This is a genomic window from Nocardia carnea, from assembly GCF_029868325.1.
In the GTDB taxonomy this organism is placed as follows: domain Bacteria; phylum Actinomycetota; class Actinomycetes; order Mycobacteriales; family Mycobacteriaceae; genus Nocardia; species Nocardia carnea_C.
This window is the reverse complement of the sequence record NZ_JARWNW010000138.1, coordinates 1-18,010: the sequence shown is the minus strand read 5'-3', so window position 1 is coordinate 18,010 and position 18,010 is coordinate 1. Positions and strand designations below refer to the sequence as shown.

Here is an 18,010-nt window from a genome sequence, read left to right as displayed (position 1 = left end):
GAGCTCGATCTCGAGTATTCGTGATTGTGCTGATGGCTCCGTGCTGCACGCCTGCCTTCCCGTATCAGTCGCACAGGGCGTGGGTGAGCCGGCTGCGACTATCGATATCGCCGGGTGTCCCGGTGTAGGAGAGGGTGACCGCCCGCCCGGACGACGTGGCGCCGCTGATCGCGGAGAAGCCGAAGATCCCACCGTTGTGCCCGATGAATTGTGTCCCGCACGGTAGTTCGGTGTATCCGAGGCCGAGACCGTAGAACATGCCGTCACCGTTGCCCATATCCACACCGTCCAGCATCTGCTGCAATTGGGGTTGCGGCACAACCCGCCCGGCCGACAGGGCGGTGTAGAAGCGGTTCAGATCGGCGCCGGTGCTGACGAGCGCGCCCGCACTCCACGGTAGCGACGGTTCGATGTGAGTGACATCTGTGAGCACGCCGTCGATCGTCCGGTATCCGATGGGATGTTGGTCGCGCAGATCGGTGTCACCGGCAGCCGGCAGATAGGTGCCGGACAGGTTCAGCGGCGCGGTGATGCGGTCGCGAAGCTCATCGCTGTAGCGGTGGCCCGTCACCACTTCGATCAGCCGTCCGGCGACGAGGTAATTGGTGTTGGTGTATTGGAACCGTGCACCTGGGGCGAACTGCGCGGGATTGCGCAACGCCAGCGCAATCACCTGATCCGGGGCGAAAGTGCGGCCATCGTGCGCGGCGCTGTATTCGCTCTCGCCAGGAGAACCGGTCAGTTCGGGCAGTCCGCTTCGGTGGCCCAGGATCTGCCGGACGGTGACGGCCTGCCCGTCCACGCCGGTGCCGGTGAACAGGTCGGGCAGGTAGGTGCCGATCGGGCGGTCGAGATCGACTTTGTGTTCCGCTGCCAGTTGCAACACGATTGCGGCGGTGAAGGTTTTGGTGACGCTGCCGACGCGGACGTGCTGCGGACGGTCGGCGGGGATCGGTGACCGGGCGCTGATATCGGCGACTCCTGAGGTCAATACGGTTTCCGAGTCCCCTTCGGTGAGTGTGGCAATTGCACCGACAGCACCCGAACCGACCGCTGAATCCAGGTCTGCTTGCACATTGTTCACACGATCGGCGGACACGACGGGTGCAGTGGATTCCCCGGCTGTGCTGCAGGCGGTGAGCAACACCGCGGCGGTACAGATCGAGAAGGCGGCAGCCTGTATACGCATGAAGCGACGGTAGGAAACTGTCACCGCTGTGCGCACCGGACTGCAGTACGACATCGGTGTGGCACCGGAGTACGACGGGAGAGGTATGTCCGATTATCCGGTTCAGGAGCTGGGCGGGGTGCCGCCGTCCGCTTCCAGCCTTGCCCGGACCTCCGCGATATGTTCGGCCAGTTCGTCTTCGCCGATGACCTTCCGGGCGATCAACGAATGCGCCAGCGCGACAAGCTGATTCTCTGGAAAGGGTAGCGCCGGGTATACCTCCCCGGTGAGACGATCCTCCTCGTCACGCCGGGCGAGCAGCGGCAGTGTGGTTCCTTCCCGATCGAGCGCGTCGCATACGCCGTCCAGGCTCGATTTCCAAGGCGGAGAGGGGTTCTCGACACCGTACTTATCGGCCATCCGGGACCACACCTGCCCCCGGGCGATCATTTCCTCCAGCAGCCGAACCCTGATCCGGGTGACATCCTGGTCCACTGGCATCTGTTGTCCTTCCGGTCGGTCAGTGGTTCTGCGCCGGGTGGATCGCGGCATGTACCGGGCGATCCACATCCGCGGTTCTTCCGGGCTTGGGCAGGGCGACCCCGATCAGGCAGTCACGCGTCACGATCTGCGTGAGCTGCTCCTCGTTCCATCCGTGCGTACCGTCCGGGCGCACCGGTAACACCATGAACCGGTGCTTGGAATTGGAGTCTTCGACCCGGATCCGGACGTCCTCGGTGAGGTAGAGGCCGAACTCGGCGAGAACCTGACGCGGCCAGCGGACGAGCCGGCGGCGGTAGTTCGGCGTCCGATACCACTCGGGTGAATTTCCGAGCAGCGGGCGGGGATAGCAGGAGCACAGGCTGCAACAGATCACGTGATGCAGCGTCGGGGTGTCTTCGAGGATGTGGAGCGCCGTGAAATCGCTGGGGGTCCCGAACCCGGTCGGCTTCAACCAGTCGATACCGACTTCGTGGCAGGCGGTGACGGCGTCTTCCAGCGCCAGCTGCTTGAAATCGGGGTCCGACCACGCCTTGGCGACGAACCGGGCGCCCGGCGCCGGGCCCAGTTGCTCGAAATACTCCGTGTACCGGCGGTGATCCTCGGCGGTGAACAATCCCTTCTCGATCGCCAGCTCGCGTAACGCGATTTCGAGCACCTCGAAATCGGTGACCTCCTCGACCATCGGTGCCGCATGCCGAGGAGCCGCGTCGTTTTCGCCTTCGTTCGGTATCCCGCCCATCGTGTTCCTTTCCTCGAGGCGCCACGGGATCTACGAGATCGGCCGAAGCCAGGGTTCCGATATTTCCGCTTGCAAAGTGTCGCCGGCGCACCCTCGATACGGGTCCCACAGCTCTGTCATATCGAAGCGGACGATGTAGAACCACTCGGGCCGACGGTCCTCGCGGTCGAACGCCTCGTCCTCCGGTATCGGGCTTTCGTAGGACACCTTGACGACGGTGCCCTGTTTTCCGCGCAGATACTCCTGGGTGCGGGTGTAGAAGATCGTCGGAAGATCCCGCACCGAAACCCGGTCACCGACCGCGAATCGGGGAGTGCCGGCTTTCCCGGCGAAGCATTGGGGGTCGCCCAGACCGACCGCGTCCCGGTGATGACTATTGCGGGCCACGTCGGCACCGTCCCCGACGCTACGGGGCGCGGCTTCCAACGGGCCTGGCCGGCCTGCGTACCGCTCACGGACCTCCTCTGTGCGTTCGAGCAGTTCACGCAGCGTGATATGCCGTTTGTCGATGAGACAGCGGGCAATGGCGAGCACCCAGCGGCCGTAATACGGAAACCCGAGATACTGCGTCCGCCCGATATCGACGTTCCCGATCCGCCGGCGTTCCTCGGACGTCCAGATACCCCGCCAGCCGAGCACTTCGCAGGTGACGAACGTATTGAGCTCCCAGACCTCCTCCTCTTTGTCCTCGAAAACAGCCGGTGCATCGGGTTCGCCGCCCACGTCGTGCGGGGTTTTCATGAATGCGCGGAAGAGTTCGTGATCTATCTGATCGGGGTAGGGCCAATCGCGGATCTGATGGAGCGCTACGCGCAACTGGCTGACGTAGTCGTCCATAACCGAATTTGCCATGTCAACCATCTCCCTGAAATGGGTAGGCCGCCCACCAACCTTAATGGGAGCAGGCCGGGTTTCCCGGTTTCGAAATCATCAAGTCTGTGACTCGGTACCGACCCAACTAGGCTGCCCGAGGTGCGCATCGCGGCCTCCGTCGAACTGACGGAGTTCGGTTCTCCATAGCGTGCCTACGCCCAGGGCAGGAAAACCACGGCCTGTTTCGAGACCATCAGTGACTCGCGCCGGCCCGATCGGCCTCTGTTCGGTGGGGAGGGGTAGTTCCCTGCGCAGGCGGAGAGGGGCGCGTTGCCTCCCAGGCTGCCTCGATCATGCGGAATATTTCGTCCAGGGCAGCGTCGGGGTCGGGGGCTTCGCGCGCAAGTGAGTAGGCGTCGATCACGAATCTGGCGATTGTCCGGGCGGCCGTGGGGGTTTGGGCCAGGCCGGGGTCGGCGGCGATGGCGGCGGCCAGCGATTCCGCATGGCGTAGCCGCATGGAGTCCTCGTATTTCCGGAGGGCCGGTGAGTCGTCGATCATGCGCCAGAGGGGGGCGGCGCCATCGGCTGTGCAATGCCGTACCAGGGCGTGGATTTCGGTGCGTAACGCCGGGATGAGTGGGGCGTGGGGGGCGCGGGTGGTGACCGCTCGGGTGAGGCGTTGTTCGAAGTCCCGGTCCTGGTCGAACACCAGGGCTTCTTTCGAGGCGAAGTGGGAGAAGAGTGTGGTGACGGCGACGTCGGCCTCGGCGGCGATATCGCGGATGCCCACCTCGTCGTACCCGCGTTCCAGGAAGAGCCGCAGGGCGGTATCGGCGATTTTCTGGCGGGTCGCGGCCTTCTTGCGTTCGCGACGTCCGGGCGGCTCGGTCATCCGCTAACACTATCAAGGCCAAAAGTGCAACAGTTTCAAAACACTAACCGTTAGTGTTAGTGTCGGCGATATGAAGAAGGTGAGCTTCGCCGAATTCGGCGGCCCGGATGTCCTGCAACTCGTCGATGCCGAGGAACCTCACGCGGGCCCCGGCCGGATCCGCATCGCCGTGCGGGCAGCGGGCGTGAATCCCATCGACTGGCGGATACGGGAAGGCCAGTTCCGGCAGACCCGTCCGGCTCAGCTGCCGGCGGGGGCCGGGTTGGACGCCGCTGGGGTCGTGGACGAGGTCGGGCCCGGTGTCGAAGGGGTCGAAGTCGGCGACCATGTGTTCGGCGAAGGCGTCGACACGTATGCCGAATTCGCCGTGCTGTCGGCGTGGGCCCGGATGCCCGAGGGGCTGTCCTTCGAAGAGGCGGCCGGCTACCCCTCGGTTGTGGAGACCGCACTGCGTATTCTTCGGGAGTCCGGTGTGCAGCCGGGGCAGACGCTGCTGGTCAGCGGCGCATCCGGGGGAGTCGGGTCGGCGGTCCTGCAGATCGCCCGCGACCGCGGCATCAGGGTGATCGGCACAGCCGGGGCCGCGAACCAGGATTACCTGCGCAGCCTGGGTGCCGTCGCCACCACGTACGACACGGGCTGGGTCGGACGAGTGCGACAGCACGGCCCCGTGGACGCCGCTCTCGATCTGGCCGGCTCGGGTGTGCTCCCCGATCTCGTCGAGCTGACCGGGGATCCGCAGAAGGTGATCTCCATCGCCGAATTCGGTGCCGCGGACTTCGGTGTGCGATTCTCCGGTGTGGCCGGGAATCTGTTCGATGCGCTGGCCGAGGCCGCGAGCCTGATCTCCCGGGGAAAGCTGCACATTCCGATCGCGAAGTCCTATTCGCTCGCCGACGCTGCATCCGCCCATATCGACAGCCGAGCCGGTCATACGCGTGGGCGTCGGGTCGTAGTCATCTGAATGCTTCCCATGCCGGGCGGGGCCACGGCGTGATGTCCATGCTCATCCGGTGGCCCCTGGCAGCAGCGACCGCCTGCGCGATCGCAGCGCACGAGGGAGCCTTGCCGGGAAGTATTCGTTGCGGAAATGGCGACCGCCGATACGCTCGGTCGAATGGACGATTCGGGTCGAGCGGGGCTGGTGCTCCGTCCTTGCCATGGCACACAGGAGTGGCCCGTTCTCGTGCGGATCTGGCGCACCGCGGTAGAGGCGACGCACCACTTCCTGACAGCTGAAGATATCGACTACTACGAGCATCGCGTGGCGAGCGAGTATCTCGGTGCTGTCGACCTGACAGTCGCGGAGTCGGACGAAGTCCCCGTCGGATTCTCCGGAGTCGCGGCAGGGAAACTGGAGATGCTCTTCGTCGACCCGGTGCACCACGGGCACGGCGCGGGCTCTGCCCTGCTCGGCAAAGCGCTGGCCCGGATTCCCGGCCTGCTGGTCGACGTCAACGAACAGAACCCGCAGGCACTCGGTTTCTACCGGCGCCACGGCTTCGTCGTACTCGATCGCTCCGATACCGACGCCGACGGCCGGCCTTTCCCGATACTCCACCTCGGCCGGCGCGGCTGAATCGAATCAGATCGGGCGCCGATCCGGTCCTGAGGTGCCGGGCTCCTCCGAAGTCCCGGTTACGGTTTCGGAGGAGCCCGACGGGTTCAGCGAGCGGGCCGGTCGTCAGGAGCTGGGGACGGGGGTGGCGGCCGAGCTGCCCGCTATCGCCGAAGCCACCAGGTTGCTCTTGGGCAAAGGTGTGCCGAAGGGCAAGGTTTCGATCCATTCGGCCGTTGTGGCGACGGCCGCGTAGTTCGATTGCAGCAGCACCATCAGCGTCGTGTGCAGAACTTCCGCCGAAACCTGCCCCGCCTCGTTGGCGAGGTGGATGGCGCCGGTGGCGTCCGCGAGGATCTCCGCGGTGAAGCCGTAACCCTCCGCTTCCACCGCGGTGCCGAGATCGCAGTTGTTGGTCATGTAACCGACGATCGTGACGGTGTCGATATCGCGGGCGCGCAGCCACTCCACGAGGCCGGTGCCGGCGAAGACGCTGCTGTACTGCTTGTGCAGATGTTTGCTCGCGGCGGCGGTGCGTTCCTCGATGGCGGGGTGCAGCGCCCAGCCCGGGGTGTCCTCCACGAAAGCCGGTGCGCCGCTGGGACTGCGGTGTTGAACGACGACCACCGGAATGTCGTGGGCGCGGGCGGTATCCATCGCGCGGACGATATTGGCGAGTGATTCGGTGCGCGGCGGGAACTGGACCTCCAGGGGTCCCGCGAAGTATTCCTGCTGGACATCGACGACGATGAGGGCGCGGCGGGCGGTCGGCATGGGGAATCTGCTCCTCGGAAAGTCGGGATCGGACGCCGGGAGGGCGTCCACTTCGATTGTTCGCCGCCCGGCAGGACCACCGTGAGTGGCACGAATGCATACTTTCGATGAGATCAGGCCACAATGGGAGCCCGTATGCGAATCGCGATCTTCACCTTCGACGAGATCACCATGTTCCATCTGTCCGTACCGCTGATGGTGTTCGGCGAGGTGAGCCGTCTCGGGCTCGCGACCGATTGGGAGACCCGGCTGTGGTCGTCGGACGGTGGGTCGATCCGGACGGCCGAGGGGTATCCGATCGGTGGTATCTCCGGTCCGGAGATCGTGGAGGACGCCGATATCGTGATCGTTCCGTCCTGGTCGCTACCGATCGCGCCGGCCGGACCCGAACTGCGCGAACAGCTGGCCGCGGCGCACGGGCGCGGTGCGACGATCGCCGGGCTGTGCCTGGGCGCGTTCCCGCTCGCCGACGCGGGCCTGCTCGACGGGCGCGCAGCCGTCACCCACTGGACGGCGATGTCGCTGCTGGCCGAGTGCCGCCCGGGGGTCCAGGTCGACACCTCGGTGCTCTATATCGACCACGGCGATGTCCTCACCTCGGCGGGCACCGCGGCGGCGCTCGATGCCTGCTTGCACCTGGTCCGCACGCATCTCGGCGCCGCAGCCGCGACCCGGGTGGCGCGGTCGTTGGTGGTCGCACCGCACCGAGAGGGCGGGCAGGCGCAGTACATCGAACGCCCCCTCGCGCGACCGGCTACCGGGAGCGCGCTGGGGGAGGTACTGGACTGGGCCCTGGCCAGGCTGGACCAGCCGCTCACCGTCGATATGCTGGCCGGACAGGCGCGGATGAGCCGGCGCAGCTTCGTCCGCCATTTCCAGCAGACCACCGGCACCACACCGGCCCGCTGGATCCTGGAACGCCGGCTCGACGAAGCGCGGGCGCTCCTGGAAACCACCGACTGGGGTATCGAAAACCTGGCAGCGGCCTGCGGGTTCGGCAGTGCGGTCACCTTCCGGCAGAACTTCACCGCCGCATTCGGCACCACGCCCACCGCCTACCGCCGGCGATTCACCACCGAATCGGCCGCTCGGTGAGCGTTGGACCGGGGTCGTCACGGCCCCGGTTGCGCGGCGCGAAGCCACCTCGATCAACGCTCGCGAGCCCGGGACGTAGCATCGGGGGCATGGTCGGTCCTGCGAAGCGCAATGGTCCCCTGAGTGGCGGTATGGGAGCCGGGCTGGCAATCGGGCTGGCGATCGGCGTGGCCGTGGGAACCGCGCTCGGCAACCTCGCCATCGGTGCGGGGATCGGTGTCGCGATCGGGATCTCCTTCGGCCTGGCGATGAAGGGCGACTCCGGCGCCGACGGCGACACCGCGCCGGACCACCGGGACAAACCCGAAGTCGACAGCTGACACTTTCGCTGCGCGCGGTCCGAGCGTCGGCGGAAGCTACCCGGAACTGCCCTCCGGCACTGCCGGCGGCGATGAGCCGAACTGCACGCGCTCCCCTCGGCGCCTCACCTGACTCCACCGCCGGGCATGCGATGCCGGCGGCCCACTCGAGTGGCCGCGTGGGCCAGGGCGGCCGACCACGCGATGATCGATGCGGCCAAGGCGAACGCCGCGGTGAAGGAGGCGCCGACGAGGGGGACGACGAGTAGGGGTCCGAGGACCTGGCCGGTCGCGTAGGCGGCGGTCAGCACGGCGGCGGCGTGGGCGATACCGAGCCGGCGCGCGATATCCAGTGTCAGGACCACGACAGCCATAAAGGTGCCACCGAAGGCCACGGCCGCGACCACGGCGGCGGCGACGCTGTCCGATAGTGCGGCCGCCGCGGTCCCCGCGGCCTGGACGAGCAGCGCCGTCACCAGGGCCGGGCCGGTGCCGATTCGCCCCGCCACGGCATGCCAGGCCACTGTGCTCACCGCCGCAGCGAGTCCGACCAGCATCCAGACCGAAGCGCCCGCCGACGCGCTACCGGCGCCGGACACGGCGGCAACGAGGAAGGTGCCGACGATGATGTAGCCGACGCCCTCGGCGAAATAAGAACCCAGGAGCAGCCGCCACGCTCGCCGTGCCACCGGACCGCCGCTGCCGGTGTCGGCGGTACCGACCGGGCGGGATTCCGGGCGGATATCCAGCAGCAGTGCGGGAAACAACAGGATCGTGGTGAGCACGGCCGACCCGATCCACAGGCCCTGCCAGGACAGGTGTGGTGCCGCGAGCAAGGTGTAGATGCCGGTACCGGCAATACCCGCGCCGACCCCGGCGAACGCCACACCGGGTGAGGCGCCCTCGGCTCGGTGCTGCGCGACGGTCGACGCGCAGGCGATGAAGATCGCCGCGCTGGCAACGCCCGCGAAGAAGCGCAGCCCGATATGCGCCCAGACCGCAGCTGTCGCGGCCATCGCGACCTCGCTCGCGACCAGCAGCAGTGACCAGGTCAGGAACGGTGCGCGGGTCCCGAGCCGGGGCCGGCGGGCCAGAAGCAGAGCGCCCACGAGGTAGCCGGCGTAGTTGCCGGTGGCGATCAGCGCACCGTCCCCGGCGCTGATCCCCGCCGACTCGGTCATGATCGGCAGGAGTGGGGTGAAGACGAACCGGCCCACACCCATCGCGGCGGCCAGCCCCGCCGCCGCGGCCACCCCCACCATCCGGCCCCGCATCGGCGGAGCGGCTATCCGTACATCGCTCACGTCCCACCACGCTACGAGGTCGCGGAAGTACGTGGAAATGCCGGTTGATCATGAGGTATACGCTGAACGTATGGAGTTGCAGGTGCGGCACCTCGCCGCGTTCGTCGCGCTGTGCGAGGAAGGCACCTACACCGGCGCCGCCGCCCGGCTGCATCTCACCCAGCCGTCGCTCACCCGCACCGTGCAAGACCTCGAACGGATCCTCGGCACCACCCTCGTCAACCGCGGTACCCGCCGCCTGGAACTGACCGACGACGGTCGTGAGTTACGCACCCGAGCCGAGCGCATTCTCACCGACCTCACCGAACTCGAGGCCGATATGCGCGGCCGCGCCGAAATACGCCTCGGCTTCGCCTGGCTACTGCCCTCCGAATGGTTCGGCCGGGTGCGCGCCGCCTGGGAAGAACTCGGCGGTCGCCTCGCCATCCACCGCACCGACGACCCCGTCGGGGACCTCGCCCGCGGTCACCTCGATATCGCGCTCGTCCGCAACACCCGCAACGGCAGCGACACCATCACCTGGCAGCGCATCGGCACCGAACGCCGCGTCCTGGCAGTCGCCGCGGATTCGCCGCTCGCCGCCCGCCCCGGCCTCCGCTGGTCCGAGCTCGCGGCCCAGCCTCTGATCGTCAACCCGCGGTCCGGGACCACCACACCAGACAGCTGGGCCGAGCCGCACCCCGGGCGGGAAATCGTCACCTGCCGGAATTTCGACGAATGGCTGGAACTCGTCAGCGCGGGACGCGGTATCGGTGCGGTGCCTGCCATCGCCGTGCACCGCGCACCCCACCCGGGCGTGGTCTACCGGGAGCTGCCGGATATCCCCGATTCCCCGGTGTATCTCGGTTGGCGTCGCACGCCGGCGCAGTCCCGCTCCACCCGCCGCTTTCTCGACACCGCCCTGCGCCCGGAGGCAACGGGCCTTCTGTAACCCGGGGACCCCTGCGTCCTGGTCGCGGGCATCGCACGCGGTCGAGTCGCGGATCGATGCGCGTGCGAGGATGGGGGTACACAACGGAGGGAATCGACCGTGGTCATGGGCATGGTGCTGGGCGACAACTGTCCCCGCGCTTCGATACGGGGTGCGCTCTGCCCGGTCCGTACAGCCGCCGCCGGATAGTTCCTGCCGTATTCCTGCATCGAAGCGATGCCGACCCGAGGCACCTTCGTTTCCCCAGGAGTACGACATGATCACCATCGGCTGGACAGAAAACGAGTCGATGTTCTCGGCACGCTGGCATTCCGAGAACGCGTCCCCGGCACCCGCCCGATTCATCGTCATCGATGACAGCACCACGGCGAACGCCGCGCATCGCCTCGCCAAGGCCGGAACAGGGCTGTTGTGGCGGGGTGATTTCCACAATGCCCGCCAGCTCATCCGGGCTCTGGAACGTCGCCGGCAACGGAGTCCGCGCGCCGCGGTGACCGGAAGTGATCCGGCCTCGCTCTTCGAGCGCCAACGCGTCGAACGAGCGGCGCGCGCCGAACTGCTCGGCAGAGTGCTGGTGGTACTGGAACCCGGATATGAGCTCGGGCTGCGCCGGGCGCCGGATGTGCGGGCGGCCTGCGAGCACGCCTATGGCACCGCCCCGGACGGCCCGGCCGCCGGTGGCACCGAACGGATCTGCGTATCGCTACCGGAACTACTCGGTGTGCTCAGCGCCCACCAATGGCATCTACGGGGCGTGCACATACCCGCGCTGGGCGCACGTATCCACCCGGACTACGGCGTCTTCTCGCCGGTCCGCGGTGAATACATCGACCTCGTCGCCCGCGCACCGCTACCGCCGGGTGCCGAACCGCCACGGGTATTCGATCTCGGCACCGGCACCGGCGTGCTCGCCGCCGTCCTCGCCCGCCGCGGTGCCCGGGTGGTGGCCACCGATATCAACCCGCGTGCAGTGCACTGTGCCCGCGCGAACCTGCACCGCCTCGGTATCGCAGACCGGGCGCGGGTCGTCGAGGCCGACCTGTGGCCCACCGGCCGCGCCGACCTGGTCGTATGTAACCCGCCGTGGCTCCCCGCCCGGCCGACCTCCACCCTCGAACTCGGCATCTACGACCAGGACTCCGCGATGCTGCGCCGCTTCCTGCGCGAACTCACCGATCACCTCACGCCCGGCGGTGAGGGCTGGCTCATCCTGTCCGATCTCGCCGAACGCCTCGGCCTGCGCGCCCGCGACGAACTCCGCACCCATATCGCCGAGGCCGGCCTCCGCGTCGCCGGCCGCTACGACACCTCGCCACAACATCCGAAGGCGACCGACGCCGCCGACCCACTCCACGAGGCACGGCGCCAGGAAATCACCTCCCTGTGGCGTTTGGTGCCGGGCTGAGCCCTGGATCGCTGCCTCGGCACGGAAAACCCGTGCGCCCTACATAACCGGCCGTCCGTGTCGATCGGCCCGGAACCAGGTAACAGCGGCCGGTCGGTGACGAAGCGGCGATCCACCGCACCGGCAGGTACGAGGCGACGCTCCCCGCGGATCCTGCGCAACCGTGGCGTTCGAGTCGGTTGCTGTGGCGTTTCGGTCGCGTGCCCGGCGCTGACCGCTTGTTGCATCGAGCATGACAACGAGCACTTTGCCGCCCGGCGCGCCGACAGCGGAATCGACCCGGCGGGCGTGGCCCGCCCTGTTCATCATGTTCCTCGGCAGCTTCTCCCTGGTGACCGCCGAATTTCTGCCGCCCGGCGTATTGACCACGCTCGCCGACGATTTGAACGTTGCCGAGGGAATCGTCGGACTCTCGGTGAGCGCGACCGCGCTGACCGCCCTCATGGCGGCACTCGGGCTGAGTTCGTTGTTCCCCCGGGTCGACCGGCGCGCGCTGCTGGTGGCGCTCACCGTCGCCGCCGCGGTCTCCAACATCGTGGTCGCCGCGGCGCCGAATATCGTCCTGTTGCTGATCGCCCGGCTCCTCCTCGGCGTTGCCGTCGGCGGCTACTGGTCGATGGCATTGGTGATCGCGTCGCAACTGGTGCCGGCGGACCGGCTCGGCAAGGCAATGATGATCGTGAACGCCGGAACCACGGTCGCGACGGTGGCCGGAGTACCGCTCGGGGTGCTGCTCGGCACCGTCGCCGGGTGGCGGGTCGTTTTCGTGGTCGCGGCGGGACTGACCGTGCTCACCGCGGTCGCGGTGCATCTGGTTCTGCCGCGTATCGCCCCGACACCGGGAATCGGCCTGTCCGCGATGGGCAGCGCACTGCGCGCACCGGGAGTGGTTCTGGGCCTGGTCAGCGTCGTCGCCGTGATCGGTGGGCACTTCGCCGGATACACCTATGTGCGGCCGGCGCTGGCCGAACTGCTGGGTGCCGGGCCGGCCGTGATCCCGGTACTGCTCGCACTGTTCGGAATCGGTGGTCTGATCGGCAATTTCGTACTCGGCGCGCTGGCCGATCGGCAGCTGAGCGTGCTGCTGCCGGCGGTCCCGGCCGTTATCGGGCTGTCCCTGATCGCGATCATCGCCTCCGGTGCTTTTCCGCCCCTCGGTTACCTGGCGATCATGCTGTGGGGCGCGGCGTTCGGCGGCATCCTGAACCTCGTGCAGGTGTGGATCTCACGGATGCTGCCCGACCGGATGGAAGCCGGAAGTGGGCTGGTGGTCGGCGGTTTCCAGCTCGCGATCATCCTCGGCTCCGCGGTCGGCGGGCGTGGCGTGGACGGTCTCGGCCTCGCCGCGACCTACGGTCTGGCCGCCGCGGCGGCGGTGATCGGCGGCATCCTGATCCGGATCTCGCTCAGCCGGGCGCCGCGCTAGCCGGCTCCACGGCCGGTACCCGGGCCGCCCGCCGCCACTCCGACGGCGTGCGGCCCGTATGCCGGCGAAACGCCCGCCCGAACGCGGTCTCCGACCGGTAACCGAGTTGCCTGGCCAGGGCACTCACCGAAATCTCCTGCTCGGCCAGGAAGCGTTGCGCCCGCTCGATCCGCAGGTTCGTCAGATAACGCCCCGGTGTGCGGCCCGTCGCCGCCTGGAACCGGGCCGCGAACCCGGATCTCGACGCCAACGCGACACGTGCGAGCGCTTCGACCGTCCAATCCTGCCCGGGGTCGGCGTGCATGGCCGCCACCGCCCGCGCGATTCCCGGCTCGTTCACACGCAGCAGCCACCGCTTCGGGGCGCAGCCGCGGGCATGCCAGGTTTCGATCGCCATCGACGCGATCAACGTGGAAACCCGGTCGCCCTGCACACCGTGCGGGTCGGGGCATTCCTCGACAAGATGCTGCAGCATCGTCGCGGCCAGCGGCGCATGGCGGGGGAACTCGGTCAGCAGAACCCGCGGCGGCAGTGCGTCCATGGCACCGCCCGCGGTGACCGGCGCGAGCTCGATTCGCAGCACCCGTGCTTGCGCGAGGGCGTTGAGAGCGAAACGGCCGGTCCGCGGGACGAACAGAAAATCCCCGGGCGCGAGGTCCTCCGCCTCGTCCAGGCCTTCGACCCGGACCAGCCCGTCGGTGACGAGGAGCGCACTCGGCTCGCCCGTCAGGAACTGCCATCCGCCCGGCTCCAGCACGAACACCTCGCGGCGGACGAACCGCCACCGCAGATCGGCCAGAACCTCATCGAGACCACCGGGGCCCGGAGCGACCAGTGTCACTGTGCACATCCTTCTCGTGCCGATCTTGCCGACTCCACGGTAGCCGGACTGCGGCGCGCTGCCGGCAAAAGGTCAGTGGCCCGATGGGAAATGCGACCGGCGGCCGGGCCCGGCCACTCGCCGTCGGCGGCGAGAGTGGACGGGCTGCCGCAGCGGACGGTCAGTGATTCGCGGGCCGGGAGCGACCGAGGAAGGCCGCGAGTCGTTCGGTGGGACCGGCCTCGGCGGGTGGGTCGAGGCGCGGGCCGAACGGTGCGCCGGGGCCGCGGGAGGCGTCGCTGAGGGCGCGGTCGGCGACGGCCTGGGCTTTGGCGACGAGCGCGGGGTCGGCTTCGGGATCCTGGCCGGTGGCCACGGCGAGATCCCAGCCGTGGGCGACGGTTTCCATCAGGTATCCGCCGAGTGCGAGACCGCCGGGTGCTTCGCCCCAAGGGGCGGTGACCGTGCGGGTGAGGAGGGAATCGTCGGCCCATTCGTCGAGAGCGGCGGTTGCCCGTTTCAGGTAGTCCTCGCCGGGGTGGTTCTCGTCGATATCGGCGCGGGCGGGCAGCGGCCGGGGGTCCCCGCCGGTGGCGGTGGCCGTGATCTTGGCCGGATGGCAGGACAGATGTTCCAGCAGGGCACGGACATCGAAATCGGTGCAGGGGGTGGAGGCGGCCCATTGCTCGGGCCGGACAGCGTTCATGAGTCCGGCGACCCACTGATGGGCGGCGGCGAGATCTGCTCGGAAATCGGGAATCTGTGTCATGACACCAGCCTGCGACCCCTGCGGTGACATCTCATGTCACCTTTTCGTGGAATCCTGAACAGATGCGTGCGGACCGGCTCCTTCAGATCGTCCACTTGCTGCGCCGGCACGGGCGGATGAGCTCCGCGGAGCTGGCCCGCCGGCTGGAAGTCACCAAACGGACCGTGCTGCGCGATATGGACGCGCTGTCGACCGCCGGTATCCCGGTCTATGCCGAGCACGGCCGCGGCGGTGGATTCGCCCTGGTGCCCGGTTACGAACCGGATGTCGAACAGCTCACCAGCGAGGAAGCGCGGGCATTGTTCGTAGCCGGTGGGCGAGGCACGGCGGAGGCACTCGGCCTCGGCGGCTCGTTCAATACTGCGCTACGCAAACTCGCCTCCGCGCTGCCCGAACACGAGCACCGGCTGGTCGACCACGTCCGGGACCGGATCGTCCTCGACGCCGGCGGCTGGCACCGCGATCCCGATACCCTCGACGCGCTGGCCGAGGTCCAAGCGGCAGTACTGGACGACGAACGGATCCGCATCCGCTATCAGTCCAGGGCGGCCGCCGCTCCGGGGGAGCGGACCGTCGACCCGTGGGGGCTGCTCCAGGTCGGCACCACGTGGTACCTCATCGCCACCCACCGCGACCGCCCGCGCAGCTACCGGATCTCCCGGATCAGCGCGGTCCGCCGGCTCGGCACACCCGCGAAACGGCCGCCGGATCTGGATCTGCGCAGCGTATGGGAGCAGATGCGGGACGACTTCCGCAGTGTGCCCGGCACCGAGATCACGCTGCGGATCCACCGGCCGCGGTTGCCGATGGTGCTGCGATCGCTATCGGTCACCATGCTCGCCGATCCGCAACCCGCCGCCGGCGATCCGGAAGTGTTCAGCATGCAGGTGCGCAGTCTGCGGGCCGCAGCCGCCATGCTGGTGGGTTTCGGGCCCGAGGTCGAAGTGATCGCCCCGGATGCGCTGCGCGGGGAAATCGTCGCGATCGCAGAAAGTTCCCGAGAACACCACCGCAGAGGACAGCCGACCGCGGGGCCGCAAGCGCCGGCGCATGTTCGAACTCCGAATATGCTGTAGGACAGCGTAGTCGCGTGAACTCGACGCCCGGGTAACTACTCGCCGATCAGCCAGGTGTTCGCACCGGCAGCCTGCGCCGCGGTCGCGTTCGGCTCCGGAGACCGCCGCGACACTCACGTCGGTGGTGCCGCCGCCTCGAGGCCGGCGAGATCGCCCGACATGACGGTGCGGATATGTTCGGTGAGGTGGTCGAGCGGCCAATCCCACCAGGCAACCGCCAGCAGCCGGGCGATATCGGTGTCGCCGAAGCGTTTCCGGATCAGCCGGGCCGGATTACCTCCGGCAATGCCGTAGTCGGGGACGTCGCCGGTGACCACCGACCCGGTGCTGATGATCGCGCCGTTGCCGATCCGCACACCGGGCATCACCGTCGCGCCGTTACCGAACCAGACGTCGTGGCCGACCACGGTGTCCCCGCGGCCCGGCAGATCGGTGATCAGATCGAAATGCTGCGACCACGAGCCGCCCATGGTGGGGAACGGGAACGTCGACGGGCCATCCATGCGGTGGTTGGCGCCGTTCATGATGAACCGGACCCCGGTGCCCAGGGCGCAGAATTTTCCGATGATCAGTTTCTCCGGTCCGTAGTGGTAGAGGACGTTACGGGTTTCGAAGGCGGTGGGGTCGTCGGGATCGTCGTAGTAGGAGAACTCGCCGACCTCGATCAGCGGCGAGGTGACCAGTGGTTTCAGCAGCACCACGCGCGGTTGGCCGGGCATGGGGTGCAGCACGGTGGGGTCGGCGGGAACAGGGGCGGGCTGGTCGGGCAATGCGGAAACTCCTTCGGGAAAGCCTGGCGTGGATCGAGTTGTCCGCTGTGGATCAGCAGACACCGGCGGGTGCGGGGGCCTGCAAAGTCAGGTGGGCACCGTGCCACCGGCTGCGCAGCCGCCGGTCGTGGCTGACGATCACGAGCGCACCCGGGTAGTGGGTCAGGGCGGTCTCCAGATCTTCGACCAGGCCGGGGGAGAGGTGGTTGGTGGGTTCGTCGAGCAGCAGCGCCGCCGCGGGCTCGGTGACCAGCCGGGCCAGCGCCAGCCGTTGCCGCTGGCCGGTGGACAGCTCACCGACTCGGGTCGTGAGCTGGGCGCGGGTGAACAGGCCCAGCGCGAGTAGTTGCTCGGCATGCTCGTCGGCAACGCCTGGGCGGTCGTGCGCGAAGGCGGCCAGGAGGGTGCGGCCGGGATCGCCGGTGCGGGGTTCCTGTGCGAGATAACCGATTCGGCCGCGACGGGTGACCGCTCCGCTGTCCGGTTCGAGTTCACCGGCCAGCACACGGAGCAGCGTGGTCTTACCGGCGCCGTTCGGCCCGGTGATCAGCACACGCTCACCCGCCGCGACCGCGAAACTCGTGGGCGTCAGCTTGTTCGCGACGCTGATATCGGTGGCATCGAGCACCGCGCTGCATGCCCCGGCGGGGAAGATACTCGGCGTCCTATCGGGCGCGTCGGCGTGTGCATTGTTGCCTGCGTTCTGTGTTCTGCCGGGCCCGAAGCCCTCCGGATAACCGGGCCCGGCGCACTTCTCGTGTCCGCCGCCATGCGCCTTGCCGGCCGAGTCGCCGTGCCTGGTCTCGTGGACGTCGCCTCGCGGCTCGAACGCGTCACCCTGCGTTCTGCCGGGCACGTCGATCCGAGCCGGCTCGAGCCCGGTGTCCGATGAGCCGTCGAGGGCACTGCGGTCCGCCTTCTCGGGTGGCATGCCCGGCGCGGTGGCCTGTTCCCGAGCTGTCCGAGGGATCGCGCTGAACCGCAACGGATCCGGAGGTGGCGGCACGGGATCGTCCAGGAGGCGGCGCAGCCGTTCCTCGGCATTGCGGACCCGGCCGGCCAGCGACTGCTGAACCCGCCCGCCTGCCCGGTCGTAGGCCATCTTGTTGTTGTCCTTCATCGCCCGGCCCGGGGCCACGCGGCGCGCCGTGGTCGCGATGGTTTCGCGTAGCCGCTCGGTATCGGACTGCCATTGCGTATACGCCTGAACCCAGCGCTGCCGCGCCGCGGCCTTCTCGGTCAGGAAGCCTTGGTAGCCGTTGCCGTAGCGGATCACGCACCGGCGGTCCGCGTCGACCTCCAGCAAGGTGGTGGTGACCCGCTCCAGGAAGACTCGGTCGTGGGAGACCGCCACCGTTGTTCCCCGCCGAGTCCGCAGATGCTCCTCCAGCCAGGTCAGGGCATTGTCGTCGAGGTGATTTGTCGGCTCATCCAGCAGCAGTACCTCGGGTGCGGCCGCGAGCAGGGCGGCCAGCCGCAGGCGGACCTGTTCGCCGCCGGACAGCCCGGCGACGGTGCGTTCCCGGGAAACCAGACCCAAGCCGAGCCCGTGCAGGGCCCGCTCCACCCGGGCGTCGGGGGCGGGGCCGCCCCGCCGGTCGGAAAGGGTGGGGCCGGAGGCACTGCCATGAATACGGCGCTGAAGAGGCACCTACTAGGGTGGT

At 68.3% G+C, this 18,010-nt stretch carries 19 protein-coding genes; 8 read left to right on the top strand and 11 right to left on the bottom strand.

What is annotated here, in order from left to right; all coding sequences use genetic code 11:
* Positions 1 to 64 precede the first annotated feature (64 nt).
* The 5 genes from QH196_RS10160 to QH196_RS10140 form a co-directional block, all read right to left on the bottom strand.
* On the bottom strand, positions 65 to 1,189 hold the full coding sequence (locus QH196_RS10160) for a serine hydrolase domain-containing protein (RefSeq protein WP_280415511.1): 1,125 nt from the start codon (positions 1,187 to 1,189) through the stop codon (positions 65 to 67).
* A 102-nt stretch (positions 1,190 to 1,291) separates the two neighbouring features.
* The gene (locus QH196_RS10155) at positions 1,292 to 1,669 is read right to left on the bottom strand and encodes a thiocyanate hydrolase (RefSeq protein WP_280415510.1); all 378 of its coding nucleotides are present in this window, start codon (positions 1,667 to 1,669) and stop codon (positions 1,292 to 1,294) included.
* Positions 1,670 to 1,688: 19 nt separating this feature from the next.
* Complete coding sequence (gene scnC / locus QH196_RS10150; protein ID WP_280415509.1) at positions 1,689 to 2,411, bottom strand: thiocyanate hydrolase subunit gamma; 723 nt, start codon at positions 2,409 to 2,411, stop codon at positions 1,689 to 1,691.
* Between the two features lie 30 nt (positions 2,412 to 2,441).
* Complete coding sequence (locus tag QH196_RS10145) at positions 2,442 to 3,263, bottom strand: SH3-like domain-containing protein (protein WP_280415508.1); 822 nt, start codon at positions 3,261 to 3,263, stop codon at positions 2,442 to 2,444.
* 214 nt (positions 3,264 to 3,477) lie between these two features.
* The gene (locus QH196_RS10140) at positions 3,478 to 4,119 is read right to left on the bottom strand and encodes a TetR/AcrR family transcriptional regulator (protein ID WP_280415507.1); all 642 of its coding nucleotides are present in this window, start codon (positions 4,117 to 4,119) and stop codon (positions 3,478 to 3,480) included.
* 70 nt (positions 4,120 to 4,189) lie between these two features.
* Between QH196_RS10140 and QH196_RS10135 the strand changes: the two genes are divergently transcribed.
* Positions 4,190 to 5,083: an NADP-dependent oxidoreductase gene (locus QH196_RS10135; RefSeq protein ID WP_280415506.1), complete on the top strand. Its 894-nt coding sequence runs from the start codon at positions 4,190 to 4,192 to the stop codon at positions 5,081 to 5,083.
* 153 nt (positions 5,084 to 5,236) lie between these two features.
* Positions 5,237 to 5,698, top strand: coding sequence for a GNAT family N-acetyltransferase (locus tag QH196_RS10130; protein ID WP_280415505.1), 462 nt, complete (start codon positions 5,237 to 5,239; stop codon positions 5,696 to 5,698).
* A gap of 105 nt (positions 5,699 to 5,803) precedes the next feature.
* On the opposite strand, the gene QH196_RS10125 is transcribed toward QH196_RS10130, so the two are convergent.
* Positions 5,804 to 6,451: a cysteine hydrolase family protein gene (locus QH196_RS10125; protein ID WP_280415504.1), complete on the bottom strand. Its 648-nt coding sequence runs from the start codon at positions 6,449 to 6,451 to the stop codon at positions 5,804 to 5,806.
* A gap of 135 nt (positions 6,452 to 6,586) precedes the next feature.
* Between QH196_RS10125 and QH196_RS10120 the strand changes: the two genes are divergently transcribed.
* Both QH196_RS10120 and QH196_RS10115 read left to right on the top strand, forming a co-directional pair.
* Positions 6,587 to 7,546 (top strand): GlxA family transcriptional regulator, encoded by a 960-nt coding sequence (locus QH196_RS10120; protein ID WP_280415503.1) that lies wholly within the window; start codon positions 6,587 to 6,589, stop codon positions 7,544 to 7,546.
* 89 nt (positions 7,547 to 7,635) lie between these two features.
* Positions 7,636 to 7,866, top strand: a complete 231-nt coding sequence (locus QH196_RS10115; RefSeq protein ID WP_280415502.1) for a hypothetical protein — start codon at positions 7,636 to 7,638, stop codon at positions 7,864 to 7,866.
* A gap of 104 nt (positions 7,867 to 7,970) precedes the next feature.
* Here QH196_RS10115 and QH196_RS10110 read toward each other — a convergent pair whose 3' ends face one another.
* Positions 7,971 to 9,149, bottom strand: coding sequence for a YbfB/YjiJ family MFS transporter (locus QH196_RS10110; protein ID WP_348538059.1), 1,179 nt, complete (start codon positions 9,147 to 9,149; stop codon positions 7,971 to 7,973).
* Positions 9,150 to 9,219: 70 nt separating this feature from the next.
* Here QH196_RS10110 and QH196_RS10105 point away from each other — a divergent pair, with 70 nt between their 5' ends.
* From QH196_RS10105 to QH196_RS10095, 3 genes are all read left to right on the top strand, one after another.
* The gene (locus tag QH196_RS10105; protein WP_280415501.1) at positions 9,220 to 10,080 is read left to right on the top strand and encodes a LysR family transcriptional regulator; all 861 of its coding nucleotides are present in this window, start codon (positions 9,220 to 9,222) and stop codon (positions 10,078 to 10,080) included.
* Positions 10,081 to 10,336: 256 nt separating this feature from the next.
* Positions 10,337 to 11,485 carry a class I SAM-dependent methyltransferase gene (locus QH196_RS10100; RefSeq protein WP_280415500.1) on the top strand — a complete coding sequence of 383 codons (1,149 nt, stop codon included), beginning with the start codon at positions 10,337 to 10,339 and terminating at the stop codon, positions 11,483 to 11,485.
* A 232-nt stretch (positions 11,486 to 11,717) separates the two neighbouring features.
* A complete protein-coding gene (locus tag QH196_RS10095; protein ID WP_280415499.1) occupies positions 11,718 to 12,911 on the top strand; it encodes an MFS transporter in 1,194 nt (397 codons plus the stop codon).
* On the opposite strand, the gene QH196_RS10090 is transcribed toward QH196_RS10095, so the two are convergent.
* The gene (locus QH196_RS10090; RefSeq protein WP_280415498.1) at positions 12,892 to 13,761 is read right to left on the bottom strand and encodes an AraC family transcriptional regulator; all 870 of its coding nucleotides are present in this window, start codon (positions 13,759 to 13,761) and stop codon (positions 12,892 to 12,894) included. The two genes, QH196_RS10095 and QH196_RS10090, sit on opposite strands and share 20 nt — an antisense overlap.
* Before the next feature lie 151 nt (positions 13,762 to 13,912).
* Complete coding sequence (locus QH196_RS10085) at positions 13,913 to 14,500, bottom strand: TIGR03086 family metal-binding protein (protein WP_280415497.1); 588 nt, start codon at positions 14,498 to 14,500, stop codon at positions 13,913 to 13,915.
* Positions 14,501 to 14,562: 62 nt separating this feature from the next.
* Between QH196_RS10085 and QH196_RS10080 the strand changes: the two genes are divergently transcribed.
* Positions 14,563 to 15,576, top strand: coding sequence for a helix-turn-helix transcriptional regulator (locus QH196_RS10080; RefSeq protein ID WP_280415496.1), 1,014 nt, complete (start codon positions 14,563 to 14,565; stop codon positions 15,574 to 15,576).
* Positions 15,577 to 15,689: 113 nt separating this feature from the next.
* Here QH196_RS10080 and QH196_RS10075 read toward each other — a convergent pair whose 3' ends face one another.
* Both QH196_RS10075 and QH196_RS10070 read right to left on the bottom strand, forming a co-directional pair.
* Positions 15,690 to 16,295 carry a CatB-related O-acetyltransferase gene (locus QH196_RS10075; protein WP_280415544.1) on the bottom strand — a complete coding sequence of 202 codons (606 nt, stop codon included), beginning with the start codon at positions 16,293 to 16,295 and terminating at the stop codon, positions 15,690 to 15,692.
* A 103-nt stretch (positions 16,296 to 16,398) separates the two neighbouring features.
* Complete coding sequence (locus tag QH196_RS10070) at positions 16,399 to 17,997, bottom strand: ATP-binding cassette domain-containing protein (protein ID WP_280415495.1); 1,599 nt, start codon at positions 17,995 to 17,997, stop codon at positions 16,399 to 16,401.
* Positions 17,998 to 18,010 lie beyond the last annotated feature (13 nt).

Bases quoted from the DNA above. Each gene is read 5' to 3' on its own strand.
- QH196_RS10160 (WP_280415511.1), bottom strand. From the start codon at position 1,189: ATGCGTATACAGGCTGCCGCCTTCTCGATCTGTACCGCCGCGGTGTTG.
- QH196_RS10155 (WP_280415510.1), bottom strand. From the start codon at position 1,669: ATGCCAGTGGACCAGGATGTCACCCGGATCAGGGTTCGGCTGCTGGAG.
- scnC (WP_280415509.1), bottom strand. From the start codon at position 2,411: ATGGGCGGGATACCGAACGAAGGCGAAAACGACGCGGCTCCTCGGCAT.
- QH196_RS10145 (WP_280415508.1), bottom strand. From the start codon at position 3,263: ATGGCAAATTCGGTTATGGACGACTACGTCAGCCAGTTGCGCGTAGCG.
- QH196_RS10140 (WP_280415507.1), bottom strand. From the start codon at position 4,119: ATGACCGAGCCGCCCGGACGTCGCGAACGCAAGAAGGCCGCGACCCGC.
- QH196_RS10135 (WP_280415506.1), top strand. From the start codon at position 4,190: ATGAAGAAGGTGAGCTTCGCCGAATTCGGCGGCCCGGATGTCCTGCAA.
- QH196_RS10130 (WP_280415505.1), top strand. From the start codon at position 5,237: ATGGACGATTCGGGTCGAGCGGGGCTGGTGCTCCGTCCTTGCCATGGC.
- QH196_RS10125 (WP_280415504.1), bottom strand. From the start codon at position 6,451: ATGCCGACCGCCCGCCGCGCCCTCATCGTCGTCGATGTCCAGCAGGAA.
- QH196_RS10120 (WP_280415503.1), top strand. From the start codon at position 6,587: ATGCGAATCGCGATCTTCACCTTCGACGAGATCACCATGTTCCATCTG.
- QH196_RS10115 (WP_280415502.1), top strand. From the start codon at position 7,636: ATGGTCGGTCCTGCGAAGCGCAATGGTCCCCTGAGTGGCGGTATGGGA.
- QH196_RS10105 (WP_280415501.1), top strand. From the start codon at position 9,220: ATGGAGTTGCAGGTGCGGCACCTCGCCGCGTTCGTCGCGCTGTGCGAG.
- QH196_RS10100 (WP_280415500.1), top strand. From the start codon at position 10,337: ATGATCACCATCGGCTGGACAGAAAACGAGTCGATGTTCTCGGCACGC.
- QH196_RS10095 (WP_280415499.1), top strand. From the start codon at position 11,718: ATGACAACGAGCACTTTGCCGCCCGGCGCGCCGACAGCGGAATCGACC.
- QH196_RS10090 (WP_280415498.1), bottom strand. From the start codon at position 13,761: ATGTGCACAGTGACACTGGTCGCTCCGGGCCCCGGTGGTCTCGATGAG.
- QH196_RS10085 (WP_280415497.1), bottom strand. From the start codon at position 14,500: ATGACACAGATTCCCGATTTCCGAGCAGATCTCGCCGCCGCCCATCAG.
- QH196_RS10080 (WP_280415496.1), top strand. From the start codon at position 14,563: ATGCGTGCGGACCGGCTCCTTCAGATCGTCCACTTGCTGCGCCGGCAC.
- QH196_RS10075 (WP_280415544.1), bottom strand. From the start codon at position 16,295: ATGCCCGGCCAACCGCGCGTGGTGCTGCTGAAACCACTGGTCACCTCG.